Source organism: Corynebacterium sp. EPI-003-04-2554_SCH2473622 (assembly GCF_001665955.1).
Taxonomy (GTDB): domain Bacteria; phylum Actinomycetota; class Actinomycetes; order Mycobacteriales; family Mycobacteriaceae; genus Corynebacterium; species Corynebacterium pseudodiphtheriticum.
This window is the reverse complement of record NZ_LZMN01000043.1, coordinates 1-21390: the sequence shown is the minus strand read 5'-3', so window position 1 is coordinate 21390 and position 21390 is coordinate 1. Positions and strand designations below refer to the sequence as shown.

The 21390-nt window shown below is 53.6% G+C and carries 20 protein-coding genes and 2 pseudogenes; 2 read left to right on the top strand and 20 right to left on the bottom strand.

The annotated features are described in order from the left end of the window. Positions 1-70 precede the first annotated feature (70 nt). The 3 genes from A5774_RS04955 to A5774_RS04945 form a co-directional block, all read right to left on the bottom strand. The gene (locus tag A5774_RS04955) at positions 71-1066 is read right to left on the bottom strand and encodes a PHB depolymerase family esterase (protein ID WP_231892349.1); all 996 of its coding nucleotides are present in this window, start codon (positions 1064-1066) and stop codon (positions 71-73) included. Positions 1067-1215: 149 nt separating this feature from the next. Next, positions 1216-3033 carry an ABC transporter ATP-binding protein gene (locus A5774_RS04950; RefSeq protein ID WP_064833650.1) on the bottom strand — a complete coding sequence of 606 codons (1818 nt, stop codon included), beginning with the start codon at positions 3031-3033 and terminating at the stop codon, positions 1216-1218. 2 nt (positions 3034-3035) lie between these two features. Further along, on the bottom strand, positions 3036-4448 hold the full coding sequence (locus A5774_RS04945) for an ABC transporter ATP-binding protein (protein ID WP_231892348.1): 1413 nt from the start codon (positions 4446-4448) through the stop codon (positions 3036-3038). Between the two features lie 175 nt (positions 4449-4623). On the opposite strand from A5774_RS04945, the gene A5774_RS04940 reads away from it, so the two are divergent. After that, on the top strand, positions 4624-5418 hold the full coding sequence (locus A5774_RS04940; RefSeq protein WP_064833648.1) for a class I SAM-dependent methyltransferase: 795 nt from the start codon (positions 4624-4626) through the stop codon (positions 5416-5418). A gap of 74 nt (positions 5419-5492) precedes the next feature. Here A5774_RS04940 and der read toward each other — a convergent pair whose 3' ends face one another. From der to steA, 17 genes and pseudogenes are all read right to left on the bottom strand, one after another. Continuing rightward, complete coding sequence (gene der, locus A5774_RS04935) at positions 5493-7703, bottom strand: bifunctional cytidylate kinase/GTPase Der (protein ID WP_023019513.1); 2211 nt, start codon at positions 7701-7703, stop codon at positions 5493-5495. Between the two features lie 64 nt (positions 7704-7767). Beyond that, positions 7768-8619 (bottom strand): pseudouridine synthase, encoded by an 852-nt coding sequence (locus tag A5774_RS04930; RefSeq protein WP_064833646.1) that lies wholly within the window; start codon positions 8617-8619, stop codon positions 7768-7770. Between the two features lie 29 nt (positions 8620-8648). Next, complete coding sequence (locus tag A5774_RS04925) at positions 8649-9248, bottom strand: SMC-Scp complex subunit ScpB (RefSeq protein WP_021353132.1); 600 nt, start codon at positions 9246-9248, stop codon at positions 8649-8651. A 106-nt stretch (positions 9249-9354) separates the two neighbouring features. Next, positions 9355-10209 (bottom strand): ScpA family protein, encoded by an 855-nt coding sequence (locus A5774_RS04920; protein WP_231892347.1) that lies wholly within the window; start codon positions 10207-10209, stop codon positions 9355-9357. Next, positions 10206-11081, bottom strand: a complete 876-nt coding sequence (locus A5774_RS04915; protein WP_018119497.1) for a ParA family protein — start codon at positions 11079-11081, stop codon at positions 10206-10208. The genes A5774_RS04920 and A5774_RS04915 overlap by 4 nt, the downstream gene beginning before the upstream one ends. A gap of 207 nt (positions 11082-11288) precedes the next feature. Continuing rightward, positions 11289-11543, bottom strand: a complete 255-nt coding sequence (locus A5774_RS04910; protein ID WP_156519546.1) for a hypothetical protein — start codon at positions 11541-11543, stop codon at positions 11289-11291. 920 nt (positions 11544-12463) lie between these two features. After that, positions 12464-12553, bottom strand: a complete 90-nt coding sequence (locus A5774_RS11935) for a hypothetical protein (RefSeq protein ID WP_156519550.1) — start codon at positions 12551-12553, stop codon at positions 12464-12466. Positions 12554-12785: 232 nt separating this feature from the next. After that, positions 12786-13136: a hypothetical protein gene (locus tag A5774_RS11930; protein WP_369815526.1), complete on the bottom strand. Its 351-nt coding sequence runs from the start codon at positions 13134-13136 to the stop codon at positions 12786-12788. A gap of 245 nt (positions 13137-13381) precedes the next feature. Further along, positions 13382-13564, bottom strand: coding sequence for a hypothetical protein (locus A5774_RS11675; protein ID WP_231892346.1), 183 nt, complete (start codon positions 13562-13564; stop codon positions 13382-13384). A 155-nt stretch (positions 13565-13719) separates the two neighbouring features. Beyond that, positions 13720-14511 carry an ABC transporter ATP-binding protein gene (locus A5774_RS04890; protein WP_082936110.1) on the bottom strand — a complete coding sequence of 264 codons (792 nt, stop codon included), beginning with the start codon at positions 14509-14511 and terminating at the stop codon, positions 13720-13722. Between the two features lie 52 nt (positions 14512-14563). Beyond that, complete coding sequence (locus tag A5774_RS04885) at positions 14564-15550, bottom strand: iron ABC transporter permease (protein ID WP_064833640.1); 987 nt, start codon at positions 15548-15550, stop codon at positions 14564-14566. Positions 15551-15573: 23 nt separating this feature from the next. After that, positions 15574-16542 carry an iron ABC transporter permease gene (locus tag A5774_RS04880; protein ID WP_064833690.1) on the bottom strand — a complete coding sequence of 323 codons (969 nt, stop codon included), beginning with the start codon at positions 16540-16542 and terminating at the stop codon, positions 15574-15576. 53 nt (positions 16543-16595) lie between these two features. Then, on the bottom strand, positions 16596-17531 hold the full coding sequence (locus A5774_RS04875; RefSeq protein ID WP_064833638.1) for an ABC transporter substrate-binding protein: 936 nt from the start codon (positions 17529-17531) through the stop codon (positions 16596-16598). A 162-nt stretch (positions 17532-17693) separates the two neighbouring features. Next, a complete protein-coding gene (gene xerD / locus A5774_RS04870) occupies positions 17694-18623 on the bottom strand; it encodes a site-specific tyrosine recombinase XerD (protein ID WP_064833636.1) in 930 nt (309 codons plus the stop codon). Continuing rightward, a complete protein-coding gene (locus tag A5774_RS04865) occupies positions 18623-19378 on the bottom strand; it encodes an NUDIX hydrolase (protein WP_064833634.1) in 756 nt (251 codons plus the stop codon). Before A5774_RS04865 ends, xerD begins: the two co-directional genes overlap by 1 nt. A 2-nt stretch (positions 19379-19380) precedes the next feature. Further along, a complete protein-coding gene (locus A5774_RS04860; RefSeq protein WP_035000404.1) occupies positions 19381-20328 on the bottom strand; it encodes a copper transporter in 948 nt (315 codons plus the stop codon). Next, positions 20328-21143, bottom strand: a pseudogene (gene steA / locus A5774_RS04855) (putative cytokinetic ring protein SteA); the annotation flags it as partial. The gene A5774_RS04860 and the pseudogene steA, both read right to left, overlap by 1 nt. A gap of 10 nt (positions 21144-21153) precedes the next feature. Between steA and A5774_RS04850 the strand changes: the two are divergent. Then, positions 21154-21390 (top strand): annotated as a pseudogene (locus A5774_RS04850) (thiamine pyrophosphokinase); the annotation flags it as partial.

Here is a 21390-nt window from a genome sequence, read left to right as displayed (position 1 = left end):
TCCGGTCGTGAAATAATAGACGCTTAGTCTACTGCTTAGTATGCCATCGGTAGCGCTTAACTTCCGCGGTTCAAGGACGCCCCGGAATCCGGAAGAAGTCCAAGATCTTATCGGTAGCGAAATTCTCTGGCATCGCATCATTACGGTTTGCGCTATAGCCCGGCCACCAATGCTTGCCGCCTTCGATACGAATGTGATCAACTGGCGCTGCGCAATCCGTATAACTAGTTCGTTTGGCGCCACCAACTAACCATTGCTGTTCAATACTATGCCCGCAGTGGTTTCGGCGCGCAGCCACACCCATGATTTCGGGCACCGATAAGAACTTCGTGTTATGCCGGGTTCCGCCGTCATAACTCACAATCTGATCTGCAGTGCCGTGGATATCCAAATGCCCCACGGCTCCCGGGGCACATTTTTCTACGACCGCAGTGTAATAAGCAGCCGACACCGTGGCTATAGCTTGGAACTGCGCCGGCCGTTGACACGCAAGATATTGTGCAAAACCTCCGCCATTAGAAAACCCCACAGCAAAAAGTTGGCTATCGTCTATATTCCAGGTACGCCGCGCGGAGTTGATAATTTCGTCAACGAACTCGAGGTCTTCGCCCCCGCTGGTATTCGCATAAGGTGCCGGAGCCCAGGCCTTTTTATTCTGGTTAGGAGCTTTGCTTGGGGCCCCATCCGGATAAATGGAAATAGCACGAGCTGCATCGAAGTGTGTGGCAGTCGCCAAGGACTGGCCGTTTTGCCCCCACCCGTGGAAGGTTAAGATCAATGGCCACGGCTCCGACGGATCGTAGCCAGCAGGCAGATGCACCAAATAGCTGCGACCACTCGGCAAGTTAATTCGAGTAGTCTCACCGGGCAACGCTCCTGCCACCGGGGCGCCGGTGGGGTGTGGAAACGTCTGCATCTCCCGGTCCAGTGCCTGCGCATGCTCGGATTCAGGGACATGTTGGGTCGATTGCGTGCCATCGTCCATATTGCTGCAACCGGCAGCAGCTATGGCAAAAGCGCAGAAAACCCCGGCTAATTGGGTACGAACGCTACGCCTCGAGTACATCTGCAGTATGCCTGGTAGCAAACCAGCTAGTGTCATTCTTGCTCGTGCCAATGTCACCTACCCCAGCCTGGTGCGCAGCGTGCTACCACATGCATCTATCTAATTCATCGGTTACGCAAATAGTTTTACCACATAAAACAAATATTGCCTTAGCGACCCGAACTCCAGGCCTCCCACAGCTCAGTATAGCGACCATTTCGAGCAACCAAATCTGCATGAGTTCCCCGCTCAAGCACTCTACCCTTGTCCATGACGACGACCTGGTCCGCAGATGCCGCCTGATCTAAACGGTGTGCCACTATCACCGCTGTGCGACCAGCGGCAACCGCACCTGCACCAGCTTCCAGCTTCTCGGCCCCAACCGAACCAGCTTCTGCAGTAGCCTCATCCATGATCACCAATGCTGGATCCGCTAGCCACACACGGGCCAACGCAAGCTGCTGCGCTTGCACCGGGTTAAGCTGTTGCCCCCGCGCACCCACCACGGTCTCCAGTCCGTCGGCAAGCGATTCCACCCAATCTGCATGCACGCTATGCAAGGCTCCAAGCAATTCTTCATCGCTAGCGCCAGGACGCGCCAAGGTAAGGTCATCGCGCAGACTGCCAGAAAACACATAAACATCCTGCGAAATCATCGCTAAACGGCCCGCTCGTTCCCGATCAGAAAGCTGTGCCACCTCGGTTCCGTCGACAAGAATCTCGCCCGAATCCGGAACACGTAACCCGGCAGCTAACGCAGCTAAAGTCGTTTTTCCTGCCCCAGATGCTCCCACGACAGCAACCGTGGAACCAGGTGGAATCGTCAGCGAAACGTCATCGACAGCGTTTGTAGAACCGCTCGACTCGTCCACGTTTTCCGGGTTTACAGCACCACTAGATCCCGCTGAATAAGAAAAACAAACATTCTTTATGGCGAGCTCGCCACGCGGTACGCCAGCTCCCGAATCCGGCACCGGCTGCGGCGGGCAGGCTATGACTCCTGCAATCCGACTCAACGAAGCATATCCGGCCTGCAGCGTATCCAGTACTCGCATCAAAGCCATTATCGGGCCGCGAAGACGAATCAACATCAACATCGCCGCTGTCACGGCTCCGACAGTGAGATATCCGTTATCAACTACGAAAAAACCAACCAATAGCCCCAGCGACAAAAGCAAAAACTCGGCCAACCAAACCCACAAACCAAGGGTCATCATCGTGCGCCGCGCAGCAAAACCATAGGTCACGACCTGCGATGAACTCTCCTGCACACGCGCATGCATGGCATCTTCCCAGCCGTAGGCACGCACCGTGGGCCCACCGTGGATAGACTCCAATACGCGCCGGGCACGTTGCGCCATTGCTTCACGTTGCGCGATGTAGCGCGGCGGAGCCACCCGCAGATAACGACGCACAGCACACCAATAGATCGGCACCACGACCGCAATAACGACGAAGAACTGCCAGTCAATAGCTATCAGCGCAATTGCCGTTGCGCCGACCATGAACACGGATTTCGACAACACCGGCACTGTCTCACTCACTGCAGCGGAAAGTTCTGCAACATCATCGGTCGCGCGTGATACCAAATCCCCCGAACCGGCTTCTTCCACCTCATGCGCCGGCAGACGCAATGCGGTACCGACCATCGTTTCTCGAAGATTTGATATCACCCGTTCGATCAACGCACCGATAACGTACAACCCGCCCGCCGAAAGCACAGCGGAGGCTAACGCCAATGCCACCAGCCACACCGCGATTACGGTGATACTACCGTCTTCAGCCACAACCTCATCAACAATCTTCCCTAGTTGCCGGGGCACTAGAACATTCGCCAAAGCGCCAGCGCTTAGCAGCAGCATTGCACACCAAAACTGGCTGGCTGCCCGCGGGATCCGGCGTAACTGCGTACCGACAATACGGCGAACTGTGGAAAATGAGGCGGTGGCAAATGCAGCACCCTGCGGCACACCAGACGCGTTCGACATGATCACTCACCCGCCTGCACAACATCTGCTACCTCGCGCCAAGCAGGTGAGGAACTATAAACCACTGTGGTTTTCCCACGACGAGCCTGAGCGACCCGCTGAGCGATGGTGTGTTCCGTGACAGAGTCGACGGCGGTCGTAGGATTATCTAAAACTAGTACCTCCGCGTCACGAGCAAGCGCACGAGCTAGAGCCACCCGCTGGCGCTGGCCACCAGAGAGATCACCATCCGATTCGCCTACCCGTCGTTGTGCACCACCAGGAATATCATCGGCAGCTGCAGCTACTAGTGCTGGCTCCACCCGATCAAGAATCTCCTGCGTACTCATGGTGTCCGTACGATCCAGAATATTTTCAGCGATGGTCCCGCTAAATAGTTGCCCGTCGTGTGGGGCCACCAGTACTTGTTCGCGTGGCAACAACTCCAGACCAGCCGGCACCGTGCCGACGATAACTGTTAATACCCCTGGTCTCGGACGCGCGTTTTCTGGGAAAAGTTCCCAATTGACGCCGGCCTGTGCCTCCGCTAGCGCATAGGGAGCTGCGAGCACAGACCTAATGCGATCGCCTGACCCTTGCGCGGTAGCCCATTTCGAAGAAATATTTTTCCCGAGCATCGTCATCGGGGTAATGATGAATTGCGTCAAACCGATAACCGTAATTAACTCTCCCACGCTGATGACCTCCCCCAGGGCCAGCCCACCAGCAGCAATACCAATGACGATGATATAAACCGACCCGATGGTTTCCGTAATAGCATCGAGCACCGAACGTGCACCGTGGGCCCGAACGGTCGCAGAATACGCATCATCAGACACCTGCTGATAACGCTCATACACTGTGTCTACTGCGCCAATCCCTTTCAAAATCCGCAGGCCATGCACCACATCGGTTGCCGTGGCTGCGGCCTCAGCCAGCCAGTGCTGGCGTTTCCCGGAACGTCGGCGTAATGGGCCAGAAGCTGACAGGGAAATCCACACCATCACAGGACCGCCCACCAACACCGCAATGCCGAGGGGAACACTAATCATGCTCACCATTACCCCGACGTAAATAATCGAGGCAAATTCCGCAAACGGAAACACCGCCATCAAGACTGCATCAGCAATCCGCTGGGTATCGCTCGAAGCAATAGACAGCAACTCGCCTGCTGTTCGTCGCTGGCCACCAAGCCCCCGGGGATGAGAGATCCGGTCGGTCACCGCCATACGCAATGAATGCCCAGTACGCAGCATTGCGAGCACCAGGTACTTGCGCCCAAACCATCCACACGTTGCATGCACCGCAGATACCAAGACCAAGACCGCTAACCAGCGCAACAGCTCTGCAAATTCACCGTCGGCAATGGCATCATCAATCGCGTACCCGACAATCACTGGAGTCAGACCGGTGCACAAAAACATGATTACTGTCATTGCTGCAGCAGGAATTGTTAGACGCGGATGCAGAAAAATCGTCTTCAACAACCACAAGCGATCATTTGAACCCGGCAACGAAGGGGTCGAATTTCCGGGCAATCTCTCGGCCGGGGTAACCATTAAAGGTGCTGGCTGCTGCACGCCAGCTTTTCGTGTATTAGTTTGTGTACCGATGACTTCTCCTGTGTTTTTCAAGGCATCTGCCAAAACCAGCCCCACCTTTGCAAGCGCAGAGTTGCGCCGTGCAGCGGGCGAGGCATTTTCGGCGGAAGCCTACGATGCAATCCGGCCCGGATACCCAAACGAACTCGCCCACTTGGCCACGCGTAACCAAGCAAACGCACGCGTCGTCGACGGCGGTGCTGGAACCGGTCAGCTCAGCGCCGTATTCGATGCTGCCGGCCACCAAGTTTACGCCTTTGATCCGTCAGCAGGCATGGCGCAGTTCCTGCACCGAAAACTAGGCGTGCCGACGTGGCAGGCCAGCGCGGAAGCCACCGGCCTGGCACGAGATTCCGTAGATTGCCTGAGCTACGCACAATCTTGGCATTGGTTCGATGTCGCAGCTGCAAGCCAGGAAGCTGATCGTGTGCTCGCGCCGGGCGGCAGGCTGCTATTGGTATGGAATACTTTGGACGTCTCCCGCCCAGAAATACTCCGGCTGGCACGGATCATGCATTCTGGGGATATCCAACCAGCCGGGTTCTTCCCAACCGTCCATGCTCCGTGGCAGCTGGTAGATACGCTACGGACCACTATGACGCAAGAACTCAGCGTTGCCGGCGTGCATGAACTGATGCATTCGCGCAGCTATTGGCAGCGTGCAAACCAGCGAATGCGCAACCGGTTGACCGGGAATTTAAATTGGTACCTGTTAGATTTCTGGGAGAAATCACGTACAGATACCATAACGCTGCCCTATCGCACAGACGCCTTTGTTTATGAACGAGGCCCGCACACGGGCTAAGGCCAGAGCTGCCAGGCTAGCGCCGGGCATTGACTGTTAATTTCTGACTAATGCCCAGCTAAAGCTAGTTTCGACTACTTGCGCTTAGTTTTGCGCTCACGCACCCGGACAGCAATGCGCACTGGGGTGCCGTGAAAACCAAAGCGCTCTCGGAATTTACGCTCGAGGTAGCGCCGGTATCCGGCATCCAGGAATCCGGTCGTAAACAACACGATGGTCGGCGGCTGCGTGCCTGCCTGGGTAGCAAACAGTACCTTAGGCAAACGATTGTTCTTCATAGGCGGTGGGTTCGCCGCGATAGCCTCGCGGATCCAGTTATTCAACTGTCCCGTAGTCACACGCTTGTCCCAGCTTTCCAAGGCTGCGATCATCGCTGGTTCCAGCTTGTTGAGCGCACGGCCTGTTTTAGCCGAAATGTTCACGCGCGTCGCCCATGGGATATGCCGAAGCTGTTGTTCCAGCTCGCGTTCCAACAAGAAGCGGCGTTCTTCTTCCATCAGATCCCATTTGTTGAGCGCGAGGACTAGGGATTTCCCAGATTCCAAGATCATGGCGAGTACGCGCTGGTCTTGTTCACTGATCGGCTCAGAGGCATCGATCAACAGCACGCAGACTTCTGCAGCATCGATCACGCCACGGGTACGCAGAGACGCATAATATTCATGACCTTGCGCGTTTTTTACCTTTTTGCGCAGACCTGCGGTGTCGATGAAACGCCACATCTGCTCATCGAGTTGCACCATGGAGTCCACTGGGTCCACCGTGGTACCAGCAACGTTATCGACCACCGAGCGTTCTTCGTTGGCGAATTTGTTCAGGAGCGAGGACTTGCCGACGTTCGGCTTGCCCACCAAAGCCACTTTGCGCGGTCCAGAGGTAATCGAGGTTTGCCGTGGGGTTTCTGGGAACAAACGCAACATCTCATCGAGAACGTCAGCGGAACCGTTACCGTGCAGCGCCGAGACCGGCCATGGATCGCCCAATCCCAGGCTATAAAACAGCGAAAGATCAGCATATTGCTGCGGTGAATCAAACTTGTTGGCCACCAGCAGCACCGGTACTTTCGAGCGTTGCAGCTTGCGCGCCATCATGATGTCAGTCTCAGTGGCTCCGACGCGGGTATCAACGACAAAAATGATGACATCTGCGGTATCCATCGCCACTTCTGCTTGGCGTGCGATATGCGCGTTGAGGCCTTTGACATTGGAATCCCAGCCACCAGTATCTTGTACCCAGAACCGCTGGTTTGCCCATTCGGCTAAGTACGAGTTCCGGTCGCGGGTGACACCAGGTACGTCTTCGACAACTGCTTCACGACGACCCAAAAAGCGGTTCGTCAGCGAGGACTTGCCAACGTTGGGCCGTCCCACGATCGCTACGGTGCACAGGGCTTCTTCTACTTGGGTGCCGCCCAGTGCAGACAGGAATTCTTCTTCCAAAGCGTCCCAGTCTGGCTCGCCGTCAGCGCTCGAAGCGCTGGTTTCCTGCGCAGCAGAGACAGCTTCGGAAAATTCCGCATCGTCAAAATCCGCGCCGGTGTATTCACGGTATTGCGTCGCGAAGTCATTCGGATCCTTCGGATCACCGGAATCGGTCAAGTCTAGACCCTGGATAATATCAATAATCTGTTGTTGGACTTCCTCCAGCGACAGTTCCGAGGTATCAACCAGCACCGCATCATCAGCTGGGCGCAGCGGCGAGGCAGCACGCGCGGAATCGGCCGCATCGCGGCGTTGGACGTCGGCAAGCACCGCAGAAAACGACGATTCCCGACCGGCCGCCAGGTTCTGGTCGTGCCGACGCTGCGCGCGGATTTCCGCAGAAGCAGTGAGAAAAATCTTCGTCGGCGCATCCCCCAGCACGACGGTGCCAATATCACGGCCTTCCACAATCACGCGGTGGGCGGCAAAAGCGAGCTCACGCTGCAATTGCACCAAGTTTTCCCGAACCTCCGGGATGGCCGAGACAGACGAGACATGCGTCGTCACGGCTTGCCCTCGGATCGGTTCCGAGACATCCTCACCGTCGAGAAGCACCGCGCTGGATTCCGGGTCATCGCTAATCTCAATCGGCAGATCGCGGGTCGCCTCAATAACCGCATAGCTATCGAGCGGATCCACCTGGGCACGAAGTACGGCGAGGGTGGCTACCCGATACATTGCTCCGGTATCGAGATATTTGGCATCCAGTTGTTTCGCCAGCGCACGGCAGGTGGAGGATTTCCCGGTTCCGGAAGGTCCGTCGACGGCGACAAGTAGGCCGTCGTCAGGCATGTTTGTAATCATAAATTCGTTTCTATCGTTTCTGTCTAGTCTGTGTGTATTACTGTGTATTAACTGCTGGTGTTTTCTACATGCCCACTGCTTTATACAGCGAAGTCAGCTCAGAGGAATTCAACGCCCGCAGGACACCGGGTTTTTGTTCACCGAGCTGCACCGTGTGCACCTTAGTACGCACCAGACGCTGGACCGGATAGCCGGCTTCTTTCAGCATGCGACGCACGATGTGCTTGCGACCTTCATGCAGCTCTACCTGTACCAACGAAAATCCTTGGTTTTTATCGATGATGCGAACGAAATCCGCTTTCGCCATACCATCTTCCAGCTCCACTCCTTCGCGCAGCGTAGAAATCAACTTCGGACCTGCCTCACCGAGCACTTCCGCCAGGTAAGTCTTGGATACCTCGTATTTCGGGTGCATCAGGCGATTCGCAAGCTCGCCGTCGTTAGTCAGGATCAGCAAACCTTCGGTGTCGGCGTCCAAACGTCCGACATGGAACAGCCTTTCGCCAGCATCTAACTTGCCGAGGACTAGATCACCGACGCAACGCCGGCCCATCTCGTCCGACATGGTGGATTGCACGCCACGTGGCTTGTTCAGCACGTAATAAGCTTTATCCTCGTCCACGTTAATTCGAGCACCGTCGACGTGAATGATATCGTGCGACGGGTCAACCTTCACGCCTTGTTTCGTGATGGTCTTGCCATTGACTTGCACACGCCCATCACGAATCAAGATTTCCGAGTGTCGGCGTGAAGCTACGCCTGCCTGAGACAACACTTTCTGTAGCCGCACGGCTTCGCGCCCTGCATCATTGTCTTGGCCATTGGTCGGCTCATCGGCAAAAATCCAATCTGCGCCTAAATCTTGGGCAATGGATTCTGCGGTTGCTTTACTGTGGTTTTCGGTCACGATGATCACGGTCCTTTAAGCTGTTATCGTCTGCCGGGTTAAAAGTCGTCGTCAATGCTGTCGAGTTCTGGCAGCAATGGCGCAAGATCAGGCAGTGCAGCGAGAGAATCTATGCCCAATTGTTCCAAAAACAGCTCGGTGGTGACATAGAATCGGGCTGTGCCGGACGTCTCCTCCGTGAGATCGGGGTGCTGACTTGCCTCAACCTCGCGAATCATACCGCGAATTGCCAGCGTGCGCATAACACCATCGACGTTGACCCCACGGACTGCCGAGACCTGAGCCCTAGTCACCGGTTGTCGGTATGCGATGACAGCCAGGGTTTCTAGGGCAGCGCGGGACAATTTGGTCTGGCTTCCATCAAGCAAAAATTCCTCGACGGGGGTGGCGTTTGCAGTGCGCGTATACAAACGCCAGCCTTCTGCATTCTCGCGCAACTGCATGCCTGAACCACGACTGTCGAATTCGTCGCGAATTTCTTCCAATAGTGCAACGACCTCGGGCTTAGCGACGCCGAGTGCTCGAGCCAGGTGCGCAGCGCTCGCTGGTGCATCGATGACGAGCAAGATGGACTCTAATTGGCTGCGCAGCTGAGAAATCAGTGGCAGATCGGTAGATTGTGCCGGGTTATCGTCCATGCTCATCGTGTTCCTTTACGCCTATTCTTGCTAGCAGCCATTCTCACAGTCACCCATTTTCGCTGACAACCGCTCTTATTGACAGCCACTGGTATTTGTTCCCGACTTATTCCCAATTTGCCGCACCAACGACGGCTGGGTCCACGTCCAAGCCAGTCCATGCGACAGATAGTTTTTCCAAGGCCTCGGGTTGTTCTGTATCCACCGCACGCGCCTTGTACAGCTCCAACAGCGCCAAAAATCGACCCACGATATGCATGGTATCTGGGCAATCACGGGTCAGGGTTGCAAATGTCGTCCATTCACTGGATCCGAGCAATTTCAGCGAGTTCAGCATCACACCTGCTTGTTCGGGCACTGAAACTGCCACCCGGTGTACGTGATCGGTGCCGACTTCCTCGGGAGGTTTCGGGCGGAATACTCCTGCCGCTAATTCTGCGAACGATTCCGGGCTATGCCCCAAGTGCAACGGAGGTAGTAATTCAGCAAAGCGTTCTTCGATGGCCACGGCCCGCGGGTATCGTTGCTGTGCGTTGCGTTGCCAGTCTGCAAATAACTCTGCAACTTGTTTGTATGCGCGGTATTGCAGCAACCGGGCGAACAAGAGGTCTCGCGATTCCAGCAATGCGAGGTCTTCTTCGTCGTCGACTTCTCCACGCGGAAGCAAACGTGCTGCTTTCAGGTCCAGCAAGGTTGCTGCAACAACAAGGAATTCTGTGCGTTCGTCTAAGCCAGCGCTGGCGTCAAGAAAACGGGTATACGCTAAAAATTCGTCGGTGACCTCGTGCAGAGCGATGTCTGTAATATCCATCTTTTTGGAATGGATAAGCTGCAGCAGCAGGTCAAAGGGCCCCTCGAAATTCGCCAAAGCCAGGCGAAAACCAGTGATCTCTGGTTGTTCTGGGTTTCCCGGCTGGCTCTGCTCTCTCTGCTTTTTCTGCGCAGTGCGACTGTGCGTCATGCCTGAGCGTTAGCAGTGCGCTCCATAACCTCAAGCGCTAAGGTTCGATATTGCTGGGTGGCCTGTGAACTTGGTGCCCAGCTAGTGATGGGCTCGCCAGCCACGGAGGTCTCTGGGAAGCGGACGGTGCGTGTGATCACGGTATCGAAGACTTTTTCATCAAAAACCTCAACGACGCGATCCATTACTTCCCTGGCGTGTTTGGTGCGTCGGTCAAACATCGTGACCAAAATGCCCAGAACTTCCAGGTCAAAGTTGATGCGTTCAGAGACTTTTTCGACGGTGTCGGTCAACAGCGCCAGCCCACGCAAGGAAAAGTATTCGCATTCCATCGGAATGATCACGCCGTGTGAACACGCAAGCGCGTTTACCGTCAGCAAGCCCAAGGACGGCTGGCAGTCGATGATGATGAAGTCGTAATCCCGCATTACCGGACGCAGCGCACGAGCCAGAGTGTGCTCACGACCAACTTCGTTGACCATCTGGATTTCAGCAGCAGAAAGGTCAATATTCGCAGGAACGACATCGAGGTTTGCGGTATCGGTATGCAAAATTGCGGAGTGGATGCTGGTGTGGTTGTCCAACATGACGTCGTAGATGGTGTCTTCTAAACGGTCATGCGAAATGCCCAAACCCGCCGACAATGCCCCCTGCGGGTCCAAGTCAACCAACAGGACTTTACGGCCATGCTCTGCGATACAGGCACCCAAATTGATGGTCGTGGTGGTCTTGCCGACGCCACCTTTTTGGTTGCACATGGAGATAATCGTGGCCGGGCCGTGTTTGTCTAGTGGCTTCGGTTGCGAGAATTCACGTTTTGCGCGGCCGGTGAGGCCGGTTGTTTCCGCCTCAAAGAGCCCGTCGTCACTCATGTCCTCGCCTTCCTGCATCAAGACTAAATCCAGAGATGCTCGTCTACACCGACCTCCGGCGGTCAGCAGAATACCTCCGCGTTGATACACCAAACTTACAACGCTGTTATTAAAAAAGTCCACCTGCTTGACAAGCGAACACAATAGACAAGGATAAAGCCTTGAACTAATAACTGCTCAACCCGGCTACGACGTGGGTCCAAAGTTCTACATACCGAAGGGTTCCCCGTTCCACATGGCCTCGATGAAATCCAGCATAAACTCTTTGTCCAAGTATCTTACGGCGACGTGGACATTAAGCATCGATTCTAGGCTCGGTGAGCACAGCAAAGAATCGACCACAACATGATGGTCTTTTTCCAAATGGGACCCGAAATACCAGAAGGCATCACTGTGCGCGCGGAAACCACCCGCCGCGATATAGAGAAAAAGATCATGCTCAGAAATTCCAGCATCGCGCACGAGTAATAGATTTGCCCGCGAATAGAAATTGTCTTCGGAAAAGCCCTCCACAGGTGGCGTGCGCTTCCACTTGTCTTCCAATGCAAATGCGCGTTCGGTAATGGTTTTCTGGCTATACTACAGCGCCTCCTGTAACGGGCTAGTCTGAGTTAGCTCTTCTTGCAAGGTCATTGCTCCATCAGAAACCATATGCCATTATCCCTTTCGTAGTCATACAAACAATAGACTTTCATGTGGTACCACCCTTGGTCGTTGTAATAATTAGCCTTTGCATTACATTCATTCTCAGAGGGATACGAACGCAAAATTTTTCCGGAGTCTATAGGCGCTACACCTGTCGTAGTGTCGACTCCATGCGAGTCTTGCGTTGTTGAGGCAGCGAATGCCGCCCCAACAAGCAGCGCTAGCGCCACAATGACAGTGAAGATCACTCTGATTGGGGCTTGTCTCCAATAAAACCTGAAACTATTTAGCATAGTATGACTCCATCAATCGGTATCCCAGGATGTATCCCAATGTTTTTCCCGATTCGATCTCAAATTCTTACGGGGCTCAACCAGTAGATTCTTGACCCATTGCCTCTCGTTGCACGAGCAACAATGATCAACACAAAAACTGCAACCATGATTTTTTATAAATAGTCACCTCAGCCCTCAGGCAGCTTAGCCCTCTTCATTGTGATCTTAATCACTTACATTACATGGAATTGCTGAGTATGTATAGGGTTTTCTAAAAACTTGTTCCTGATTACCGTTGACAAACCGAGCATTGCCGCAATTTTCGTCTACCCCCTGCGTCCATTCCCTTGAAGTAACCTGGGGTTTGTTCCTAGGCATTTGCCTTGTTTTCTATCTTTCTCGGTCCGGTTGTCGGTTCCACAACTCTGATTCAATCTCCGTTGGTGTACGGTAGCCAACGCTCTAATGAAACCTTGCGTCGTTCCACCAATTCACCCAGTCGAAGGTCGCACTCTCCACGTCGACGACATCACTCCAAGTACTGGCATGGATGAGCTCGTTCTTGTGAAGGGCCGTTGACGTTTTCGGTCAGGGCATTGTCATAGGAATCGCCAATAGTCCCAGTGGACGCAGTTATCCCATGCTGGGCACCTCGCTCGTTGTAGACAACGCTGACATACTGCGACCCGTGGTCACAATGGTGAACCAACCCTGGAAGTTTCCTTAGCACTGACAATCGCCCGGTGGAGCGCCTGGAGCGACAGCGCCTGAAGTCCGCATCGAATCAGACAGTGCCCAACCGACGATCTCTCCGAGAGAACACATCGGTGACAAAAGCGGTGTAGACGAATCCTTTTCCTGTCCGTACATAGGTAATGTCAGCCACCCACAGTTTTCCTGGTCCCGGTGCTTTGAATTCACGATTAACGAGGTCAGGTCGTAGATCCGGCCTCTTGTGTGTGCGGGTGGTGACAGGTCTCCCGCCTTTGCCTCTACCAGACAGGGCAGCCATACGCATCAACCTGGCAGTCTGCTCACGACCGATAGCGATACCTTCACGTTGAAGGGTATGCCGCATTGTCCACACGCCTGAGACACTGTAATTTTCAGCATAAAGATCGTGAGTATGTTCCATGAGGGCTTCCGTCGCGAAGAGCCCGGGCACGTAAACCCCGGGCTTCGGACTGCCGGTAACCACGCGAGGTAATGAAGCCACTTTCACGATTATTCTTCACCGTTGTAGCAGATGAACTCGATTGTGAAACGATTCCGGTATTCATCGATGAATCGGATCATTTCTTAACGTGTCGGGTCGAGTTCCGATGCGAAAAAGCTGAGGCAGCTTTCAACAACTCATTGGTGTCGCGTAGCTTGTGGTTTTCACGACTCAGCTTGGTCAACCTCTGCAACAAAATCTTCAGGCACAGGATTAGTGACGCGTCCTTCGCGACGAGCCGCCTGTGCCCATTGCCGGGCAGTATGCCACGAGACACCTAGTTTCGGTGTCACAATCGTGCATGCTTCCTGCATCGACATGTTCTTCGCCAAGATGCGGTCTTCCACAAGGCGGACGACTCAATCCTTGGCATCTTGGTCAAATTTCTTTGGCATTCTCCAGGTTTTCCCTTCTACTTAGACGGAACAAAACCTAGAGCACCTCAAACCTCACAAAGGCAAGCATAACCTTGTTTTAGAAATAGTCAAGAGTAGCCCTCGCCTCATAAACTGTACGGAACGGGTAATTTCCTTCCCGTCGCCGGATCTTCCAGCAACAAACAGTTAACCGCAAAAACATCATATATCAGTTCTTTAGTCAATACATCTGCAGTATTTCCGGCACGTACCACTACACCATCCTTCATCGCGATAACATGATTCGCATATCGTGCAGCTTGGGTGATGTCGTGTAAGACCATCACTACAGTATGCCCATCAAGATGCAACTTCTTGACCAAATCGAGCGTCGATAGTTGGAATGCGGGATCAAGATACGTTGTTGGTTCATCCAGTAACAGCGTCGACGCTTGTTGAGCGATCGCCATTGCGATCCATACCCGTTGCTGTTGGCCACCCGACAAATTTGTTGCATCGTGATCCAATAACTCTGCGATTCCAGTTTGTTCGGCTGCGTCTTCGACTGCCAAATAATCCTCGTGCGATAAATTCGCAAAAATTCCTGTATAGGGATACCTTCCAAAGCTGATTAAGTCACGGACTGTAAGTCCTTCAGAGACTGTTGGCCGTTGGGGCAGATACGAAACCATTCGGGCAAAATCGCGGGAGGAAAAGTTTTCTAGCTTAACGTCTCCGAGCTTAACTACTCCTGAAGACCGCGACAATTGACGTCCGAGCACTTTCAATAACGTTGATTTACCAGAGCCATTCGGTCCTATTATCGCGGTGACCATGTTTTTCGGAATATCTACGCTAACATTCCGTAAGACCGGTGCATCGCTATACCCTGCGACGATATTGTGTCCGGTGAGTGCATCAGTATTTCCGGAATTCATCTCGGCCCCTAAAATTTGTATCGTATATTTGAACAAATTGTACCTACTCAGTTCAGGTACCTTTTGATGTAATTCGCATGAGTAAGAATACGAAGTACGGTGCGCCTATTACCGCAATCAGCGCACCAACTGGTATCTCAGTCGGGCTGAACATCCACCGTCCCAGCGCATCAGAACCAACAACTAATGCACTCCCGATGACTGTTGCCATTGGTAATTGCCGTAATAAATGCGGGCCAACCAATAGACGTGCTAAATGCGGTACGATTAACCCCGCAAATGCGAGTACACCAGCTGCCGCCACGGCAGCCGCGCCGCTAACGATCGCACAACCAACGGCGAGCAGCCGCCAGCGCAACGGCACCGCTCCGATTCCCTTCATTGTGGCGTCATCAAGCAACAAGACATCAAAATGCTTCGCGATGATCAGGCTCAAGCAAAATACGGTAACGACAATCGGACCGACAACAACAGCATCCGAAAGCGAACGTGCATACAACGAGCCTTTCAGCCACGCCATTGCGGCCCCAGCTTCGGGTGCAGTACGAACAAGTAATAACTGCGTGACTGCGCCAAGTCCTACAGAAACTGCAACACCGGTCAATGCTAAGCGAATCGGATTATTCACGCCTTTTCCGGAAGCAACTATAACTAAGCCTGCACCTATACAAGCTCCGACTAGCGCGACCGGGGTGAGAGCTTGTGCCGGCAATGCACCTGCGCCGAGCAATGCGACTACCGCAGCAAGCCCTCCTCCTGCAGTAATGCCTACGGTATCTGGGGCGGCAAGCGGGTTCCGTAGCCCTAGCTGCAGTAAGCAACCAGAAATCGCCATCCCGGCACCCGCAAACACGCCAACAAGCGCTCGCGGGACGCGGAATTTCCAGATGAGGTTATCGGCCTCCATCAGGCGTAGTACGACTTCACTAGGAGGTACAGCTACAGCTCCAATTCCCAGGGCAAGCACAATCGTCAAGAGTAAAACCGCATTCGCGATAACAAAGGCAACGATAAACCGCGTTGTCGATTGGGCGCCCATTATTTCATCCTCCACCAGTAGGCCTAAGACTTTTTAGACATGTGGTTTATTCCCCATAGCAGCACAGGGACACCAGCAATGGCGGTAATGATTCCTACGGGAGTCTCAGCCGGAGCCCATACCGCTTGACCGACAATATCTGCGAGCAACAGCACGAATGCACCAAGTAACCCTGCCACGGGTAACGCCCACCGGTGGTTAACACCACAAACCCGGTGAGCAGCCGTAGCAGCCATAAGACCTAAAAATCCAATCGGTCCAGTCGCAGCAACACAGGGAGCTATAAGAATAATCGCACCCACGATCGCAAGTAACCGCAATAACGCCGGTTTTGCACCAAATGCAGTAGCGACTTGCTCATCCGCAGTCAACGTATCGAGTTGTTTACCGCTCATGACCATCAGTGGCAACAGGATAATTAGGCAAATTAGTGCAGTCCAGATTTCTGATAGCCTTACACCGGCAAGTTTGCCGGAAAGCCACGATAGTACAGTCGCTAACTGTGCCTCATCAAGGACCAAAGCAATCGATGTTAAAGCGCTAAATAGTGCACTCACCGCAATTCCCAGCAAAACCATGCGCTGCACAGATATTTGCTGTGACTGGGTAGCGGAACCGCGTAGCCCGAAAAAAACCGTAATCGCACCCGCGACTGTCGCGCCGAGTAATGCCCAAGGTAATAGAGTTAAACTACCCGAATTCCCTGAAAAGGCACTTGCTGCTACCGCTCCAAATGCCGCGCCAGAATTAACACCTACGATATCCGGATCTGCTAGCGGATTTTTTGTAGCTGTCCGCAGAAGAACGCCTGCTACCCCAAGGCACATCCCGACAACAACTGCAACGATAAGGCGATCGCGGTTAACCGCGACAACTTCGGCGAGCAACCATTCAGCATTCTGGGGAGCTTCAACCTGTAGCATACGCCAGCAAACTATCACTGTAATGCCAATAAGCGCTCCGACCACTGTTACGAGCGCGCGAACTTGTATTGTTCGCGTCCTGGCACGGACGTTGGTACTAGTCTTAGCTTCCGTTTCTACGTTCACTTCTGTAGCGCGTGGTCGATAATTTTATCGAGCATAACCTCGGCAGCTATCGGTCCGCGTGAGCGCGACCAGGTATCTTGTTCGACGTCAACCACGTCATCGACAACGTCAGCCCATGGACTGTTGTGGAAAGCTTCTTGATCGTTATAAAGAAACAGAGTGTCTAACTCCATTGTTGACAGCTTATCACCGGTGAGCTCAGCTACATCTGTCTTTGATTCGATCGCACTCTTTTCTCCCTGGTAACCGTATTCGTAGCCTGCAGCAGTTAATAACGAAGCTGGGAATGAAGGATCCACCCAGGTATACAAGGTGTCCTTCGTCCAGCCAATCAGTGCAGAACGAGTGCCGTCCGGGACTACGTCTCTAGCCTTTTCCACTTTAGTTTCAATACGGTTACGCACTTCTTGTGCCTTGTCTTGACGATCGTATTTAGCTGCGATTTCGTCCATTGCATCCAAAACATCGACATAGCTATCGTCTGAATAAGATTCCGTTGGAGCAATCTCAGCTAGTTGATCCATTATCGCAGCATGACGCGTTGGGCTTGCCAGAATCAAGTCAGGTTCGAGCGATTGAATCACTTCCAAATTTGGTTGTTTCGCTTGCCCAACAGATTCAATGCCGTCAAGTTTACCTTCCAGGGTAGCTGGTGCCTTTGATTGTCCGATTTCCACAATTCCGACTGGCTCCAGATCAAGCGCATGAAGGATTTCTTCGTACCGCCAATCGAGCGCCACAATGCGAGGATCTTCAGTTTCAGCAGCAGAAGATCCACCTACAGAAGAATCATCGGCAAGTTTCTCATTACTGCATGCTACAAGAACAACAGCAGAAAAGAGTGCAACCGAAAAAATAAGAATTGCTCGCAGGTTTATCGTATGCCGATAAACCGAAACTTCAGATTGAACACGCCGGGATAAATATTGCATGAGGTTCACCTTACACAGATTGCCCAGAAAATCAATATCTAAGACTAACCTATTTAATCGATAATTCCACAAACGATTTTGGTAGAATTATCTGATCTCTGCGAATCTTTTGTTTGCTTTGGCACGACTTTTTACTCCCTCTTTTATGTGCACACCCAGCAACTACGCCCGGGGGTGCGACTGCGCCCAGACTTCCCGCATATCATCCGCACTCACGTGGGTATAAATTTGCGTAGTAGCTACTGAAGAATGACCTAGCAATTCCTGTACGGTACGCACATCAGCTCCGCCGGAGAGCAAATGCGTGGCGAATGAATGCCGCAGCGTGTGCGGGGAAATCTTGGTGCTAATCCCCGCCTGTTGCGCAGCTTCTTGTAGCACCTTCCACGCTGACTGTCGCTTCAACTGCGCGCCACGCGTATTCAAAAACAAAGCGTGGCTAGTTCCTTTCGCCAGCATCGGCCGGGCCCGCACCACGTACTCGTTACACGCGTCGATCGCAGCCTGACCAATGGGAACGATGCGTTGTTTCGAGCCTTTACCGGTTACCCGAAGGATCCGTTCCCCATCAGCAGCATGACGAAAATCATCGAGCGTAATATCCAAAGCCTCCGAAATGCGGGTACCTGTGGAATACAACAATTCCAATAAAGCCCGGTCCCGAATATTCACTGGGGTTGCCGCCTGCCCAGTCGGGATTGCATCTAACAAGCGTTCAACGTCAGCAATGGACAAGGCATCCGGCAAATTTTGTGCAGCACTCGGCGGCGCAATGCCCGCGGCCACATCTTCTGCCAATTCGCCCTCACTCAAAGCAAACTTGTGCAATCCCCGCACCACGATGAACGCCCGGCTCGTCGATGCCACTACCAAAGGTTTATAGCCTGCAAATCCAGTCTGCAGATCACGCAAATAACCTTCCAAATCTGCCGCAGTTACCTGGCCTAAGTGCGTATATCCCAGTTGCTCCAACCACGTGAGGTAGCGCCGGATATCGCGTCGGTAACTCTGCAGCGTGTTATCCGAATGTCCTTTTTCCACCGCTAGGTGGTCCAGCCAAGTATCTGCAATCTCTTGCGCTGTAGCAGCCATTATTCGTGGTTGTCTGTCTCGGTTATCTGGGTCAACGCTGCACCCGGTTGCAGCGTTCCAGATGCTTGCCGACGCTGCGCCAACGCAGTCGGGCGCAATGCGAATGGAGCTTCCACACTGCGCAGCTGCGTGCCTGTTACCACATGGTGGTGCGCCAACAAGATGCCCGTCACGGCAGAAGCATTCATGATTTCACCAGCGCAAACCTTGGCGACGGCGTCGTCAAGAGCTATCCAGGCTAATTCCATATCGGCTTCTTCATCTCCAGAATCACCGATCTGAGCTCCTAGACCGGATGCACCCTGCTCAGCTGGATCCCGGGCTACTGTGCTGATATTTCGCGCGAGAAAAATTCGGGTGGCTTCATCCGATATCCCCGGGCTAGGAGCAATATCGCCGAGAACCGCCCACCGTGCTGCCTGCGCCCCGGTTTCTTCCAACAACTCACGCTGTGCGCATTCGAATGCCGTCTCACCTGCCTGATCTAATAACCCGGCCGGGATCTCCCACAACCGCTGCCCGAAAGCGTGGCGATACTGATGGATCATCGCAATCCGGTTGTCTTCGTCCACCGCGACAATCGCCGCGGCACCGAAGTGTTCCAGGATTTCCCGCGTGGCCTCGCCCCCGCCCGGCATCGAAACAGTATCCCGGCGCAGCCCAACGATGGGGCCTTGCGCAAGCAGCTCCGAATTGAGCGTGGAAAAAACGTGCTCGCCGCGCTGCTGTAGTTCCTGGTTTTGCTCGTTATGCACGCTTAATGCTCCGGCAAAACCTCATCGGCGTTTTCGGAAAAGCCATAAGCGCCGCTGCCGCCTTCTAGTTGTTCGGCGACGGCGAGAACCGCCGCCAAGCGTCCCCATGTCTGATCCACGGCTTCGACAGTGCTTACAGCTCCGGCGGTGCTGTCGCTTCCACGCAATTGAGTAATCACGTTGCTCGCCTCGTCATGGCCTACGCGACCGGCAATTACAGTGGCCCCGCCCGCTTCATCCAGGGCTTCGGCGAAAGCAGCTTGGTTTTTTGCCACAAAATCTGCACCGCTAGCCGTAGAGCCGGATCCGGTGACCATTACGATAGCCTGCCCGGGAAGGATAGTGCCGGACTCATACTCTAAATACTCAGCGTCCGCTAAAGTTTCCAGCAGTAACCCTCGGTCTTCCGTGGTGGAATTCGGTGTATCCGTGCCTTCGGCAAAGGTCAGAGCCGCGCCCAACGCTTGTCCTGCATGGGTGCCAGGATCCCGATTATCGGCAGAAAGTTCAGTACCCGCAGGCAAGGTATTTGCCACTATCGTTTTAAGCTGGTCTGCACCGTTTTGAGTAAAAAACTTCTCGGAAAGTTTAATTAACCCCGAATCAATCGCACCAGCTCGTTGCAATGATGCCCGCAGTTTTTCTACATCCTCGTCGCTGGCATCGGCTGTTGCTAGCACCAAAACAGGCTGTTCATCGAGTACGCCATTAATGATATCTTGCCCGGCGGCAGCAACGACCTCATCAGCGGCTTCGGCTTTGCGCTGCGCGAATTTTCCTTCGGCTTCCAGCGACTCATATTCAGAACTCGCCACAGTATCACTGGACGCACCAGTATTCATCGCACCCGGGATATTAGGGCTAAGCAAAAATACCCCCAGCCCCGCACCTAGAGCTAGACCGATTCCGGCACCAGCGATTCCGACACCTGCTCGTGGAGTACCAGCCATTAGCTAAACCAACCTTGCACAGTCGCGAAAATATTATCCCACGTAGAAGCAATGTTCTCAGCGAAATTACCGCTTCCCGCGATACCAACAATCAGCACTAACGCAGCTAGCGCCACCAAGACCCCAAGTGCTGCCCAAAGCCAACCTGCAGCAACACCTCTGCCAGTCTGGTACAAGCCAATAACCGCATTAGCATCTACGAGTTTCGAACCTACTTTGGTCCTGGTCAACAACGCCGCGGGGCTGGCATATTCTGCTTGTTGGAAGATATCTCCTAAGTCCAATGTGCTGCCGGCGTTCACAATGAAGCTTGCGCCGTGGTAATCAGCCAAAAGCAATGCTAGATCAGTAGCATTATCAATCGCTGCCGGGAAAGTCATGGCTCCAACGCCGAGATCCTGGATCCGCTCCAGACCTGGGGCATGCCCATCTGGGTCTGCTGGCAACACAACCTGCGCACCACAACGCAGTGAATCGGCCTCCATTGCAGTGGGGTTACCAACGATAATATCTGGGGTATACCCCATTTCCAGCAAAGTATCAGCGGCTTGTTCCACGCCGATAATCGATGGCTGATATTCGCGAATGAAATTGCGCAAATTCTTGATTTGCGCACGATGGTGCACACCAGGACTAACCACGAGGACTTTGCGTCCTGCCAGACCAGTTGGAACATCAGGAATGCCTAAGCCGTCAATCAACAGCGGCCCTTCCGAATGAATAAACTGGATTGTGTTGCCGAAATATGCCTCCATATGATCAATGAGGGATTGTTGTGCTTCCGCAAAAGCCTTTTCCGCGGATTCACGATTCACCGAAGGCGGCGTGCCAAATTATGGCCCGCACATGTTGCTAGACGAAGATGTTGTGCTGTTGGAAAACGCCGGGGAGGGCTTTGCCTCTGCAATGCGCGAAGGCAAAAAAGCGCGCGTGACCGAAGAAGGCGAAATCTACCTAGGGGATCGTTTCATCGGCAAAGGCGATCCGGTGAATCGTGAATCCGCGGAAAAGGCTTTTGCGGAAGCACAACAATCCCTCATTGATCATATGGAGGCATATTTC

Bases quoted from the DNA above. Each gene is read 5' to 3' on its own strand.
- A5774_RS04955 (WP_231892349.1), bottom strand. From the start codon at position 1,066: ATGTACTCGAGGCGTAGCGTTCGTACCCAATTAGCCGGGGTTTTCTGC.
- A5774_RS04950 (WP_064833650.1), bottom strand. From the start codon at position 3,033: ATGTCGAACGCGTCTGGTGTGCCGCAGGGTGCTGCATTTGCCACCGCC.
- A5774_RS04945 (WP_231892348.1), bottom strand. From the start codon at position 4,448: ATGACAGTAATCATGTTTTTGTGCACCGGTCTGACTCCAGTGATTGTC.
- A5774_RS04940 (WP_064833648.1), top strand. From the start codon at position 4,624: ATGACTTCTCCTGTGTTTTTCAAGGCATCTGCCAAAACCAGCCCCACC.
- der (WP_023019513.1), bottom strand. From the start codon at position 7,703: ATGATTACAAACATGCCTGACGACGGCCTACTTGTCGCCGTCGACGGA.
- A5774_RS04925 (WP_021353132.1), bottom strand. From the start codon at position 9,248: ATGGACGATAACCCGGCACAATCTACCGATCTGCCACTGATTTCTCAG.
- A5774_RS04920 (WP_231892347.1), bottom strand. From the start codon at position 10,209: ATGACGCACAGTCGCACTGCGCAGAAAAAGCAGAGAGAGCAGAGCCAG.
- A5774_RS04915 (WP_018119497.1), bottom strand. From the start codon at position 11,081: ATGAGTGACGACGGGCTCTTTGAGGCGGAAACAACCGGCCTCACCGGC.
- A5774_RS11930 (WP_369815526.1), bottom strand. From the start codon at position 13,136: ATGGAACATACTCACGATCTTTATGCTGAAAATTACAGTGTCTCAGGC.
- A5774_RS04890 (WP_082936110.1), bottom strand. From the start codon at position 14,511: ATGAATTCCGGAAATACTGATGCACTCACCGGACACAATATCGTCGCA.
- A5774_RS04885 (WP_064833640.1), bottom strand. From the start codon at position 15,550: ATGGGCGCCCAATCGACAACGCGGTTTATCGTTGCCTTTGTTATCGCG.
- A5774_RS04875 (WP_064833638.1), bottom strand. From the start codon at position 17,531: ATGCAATATTTATCCCGGCGTGTTCAATCTGAAGTTTCGGTTTATCGG.
- xerD (WP_064833636.1), bottom strand. From the start codon at position 18,623: ATGGCTGCTACAGCGCAAGAGATTGCAGATACTTGGCTGGACCACCTA.
- A5774_RS04860 (WP_035000404.1), bottom strand. From the start codon at position 20,328: ATGGCTGGTACTCCACGAGCAGGTGTCGGAATCGCTGGTGCCGGAATC.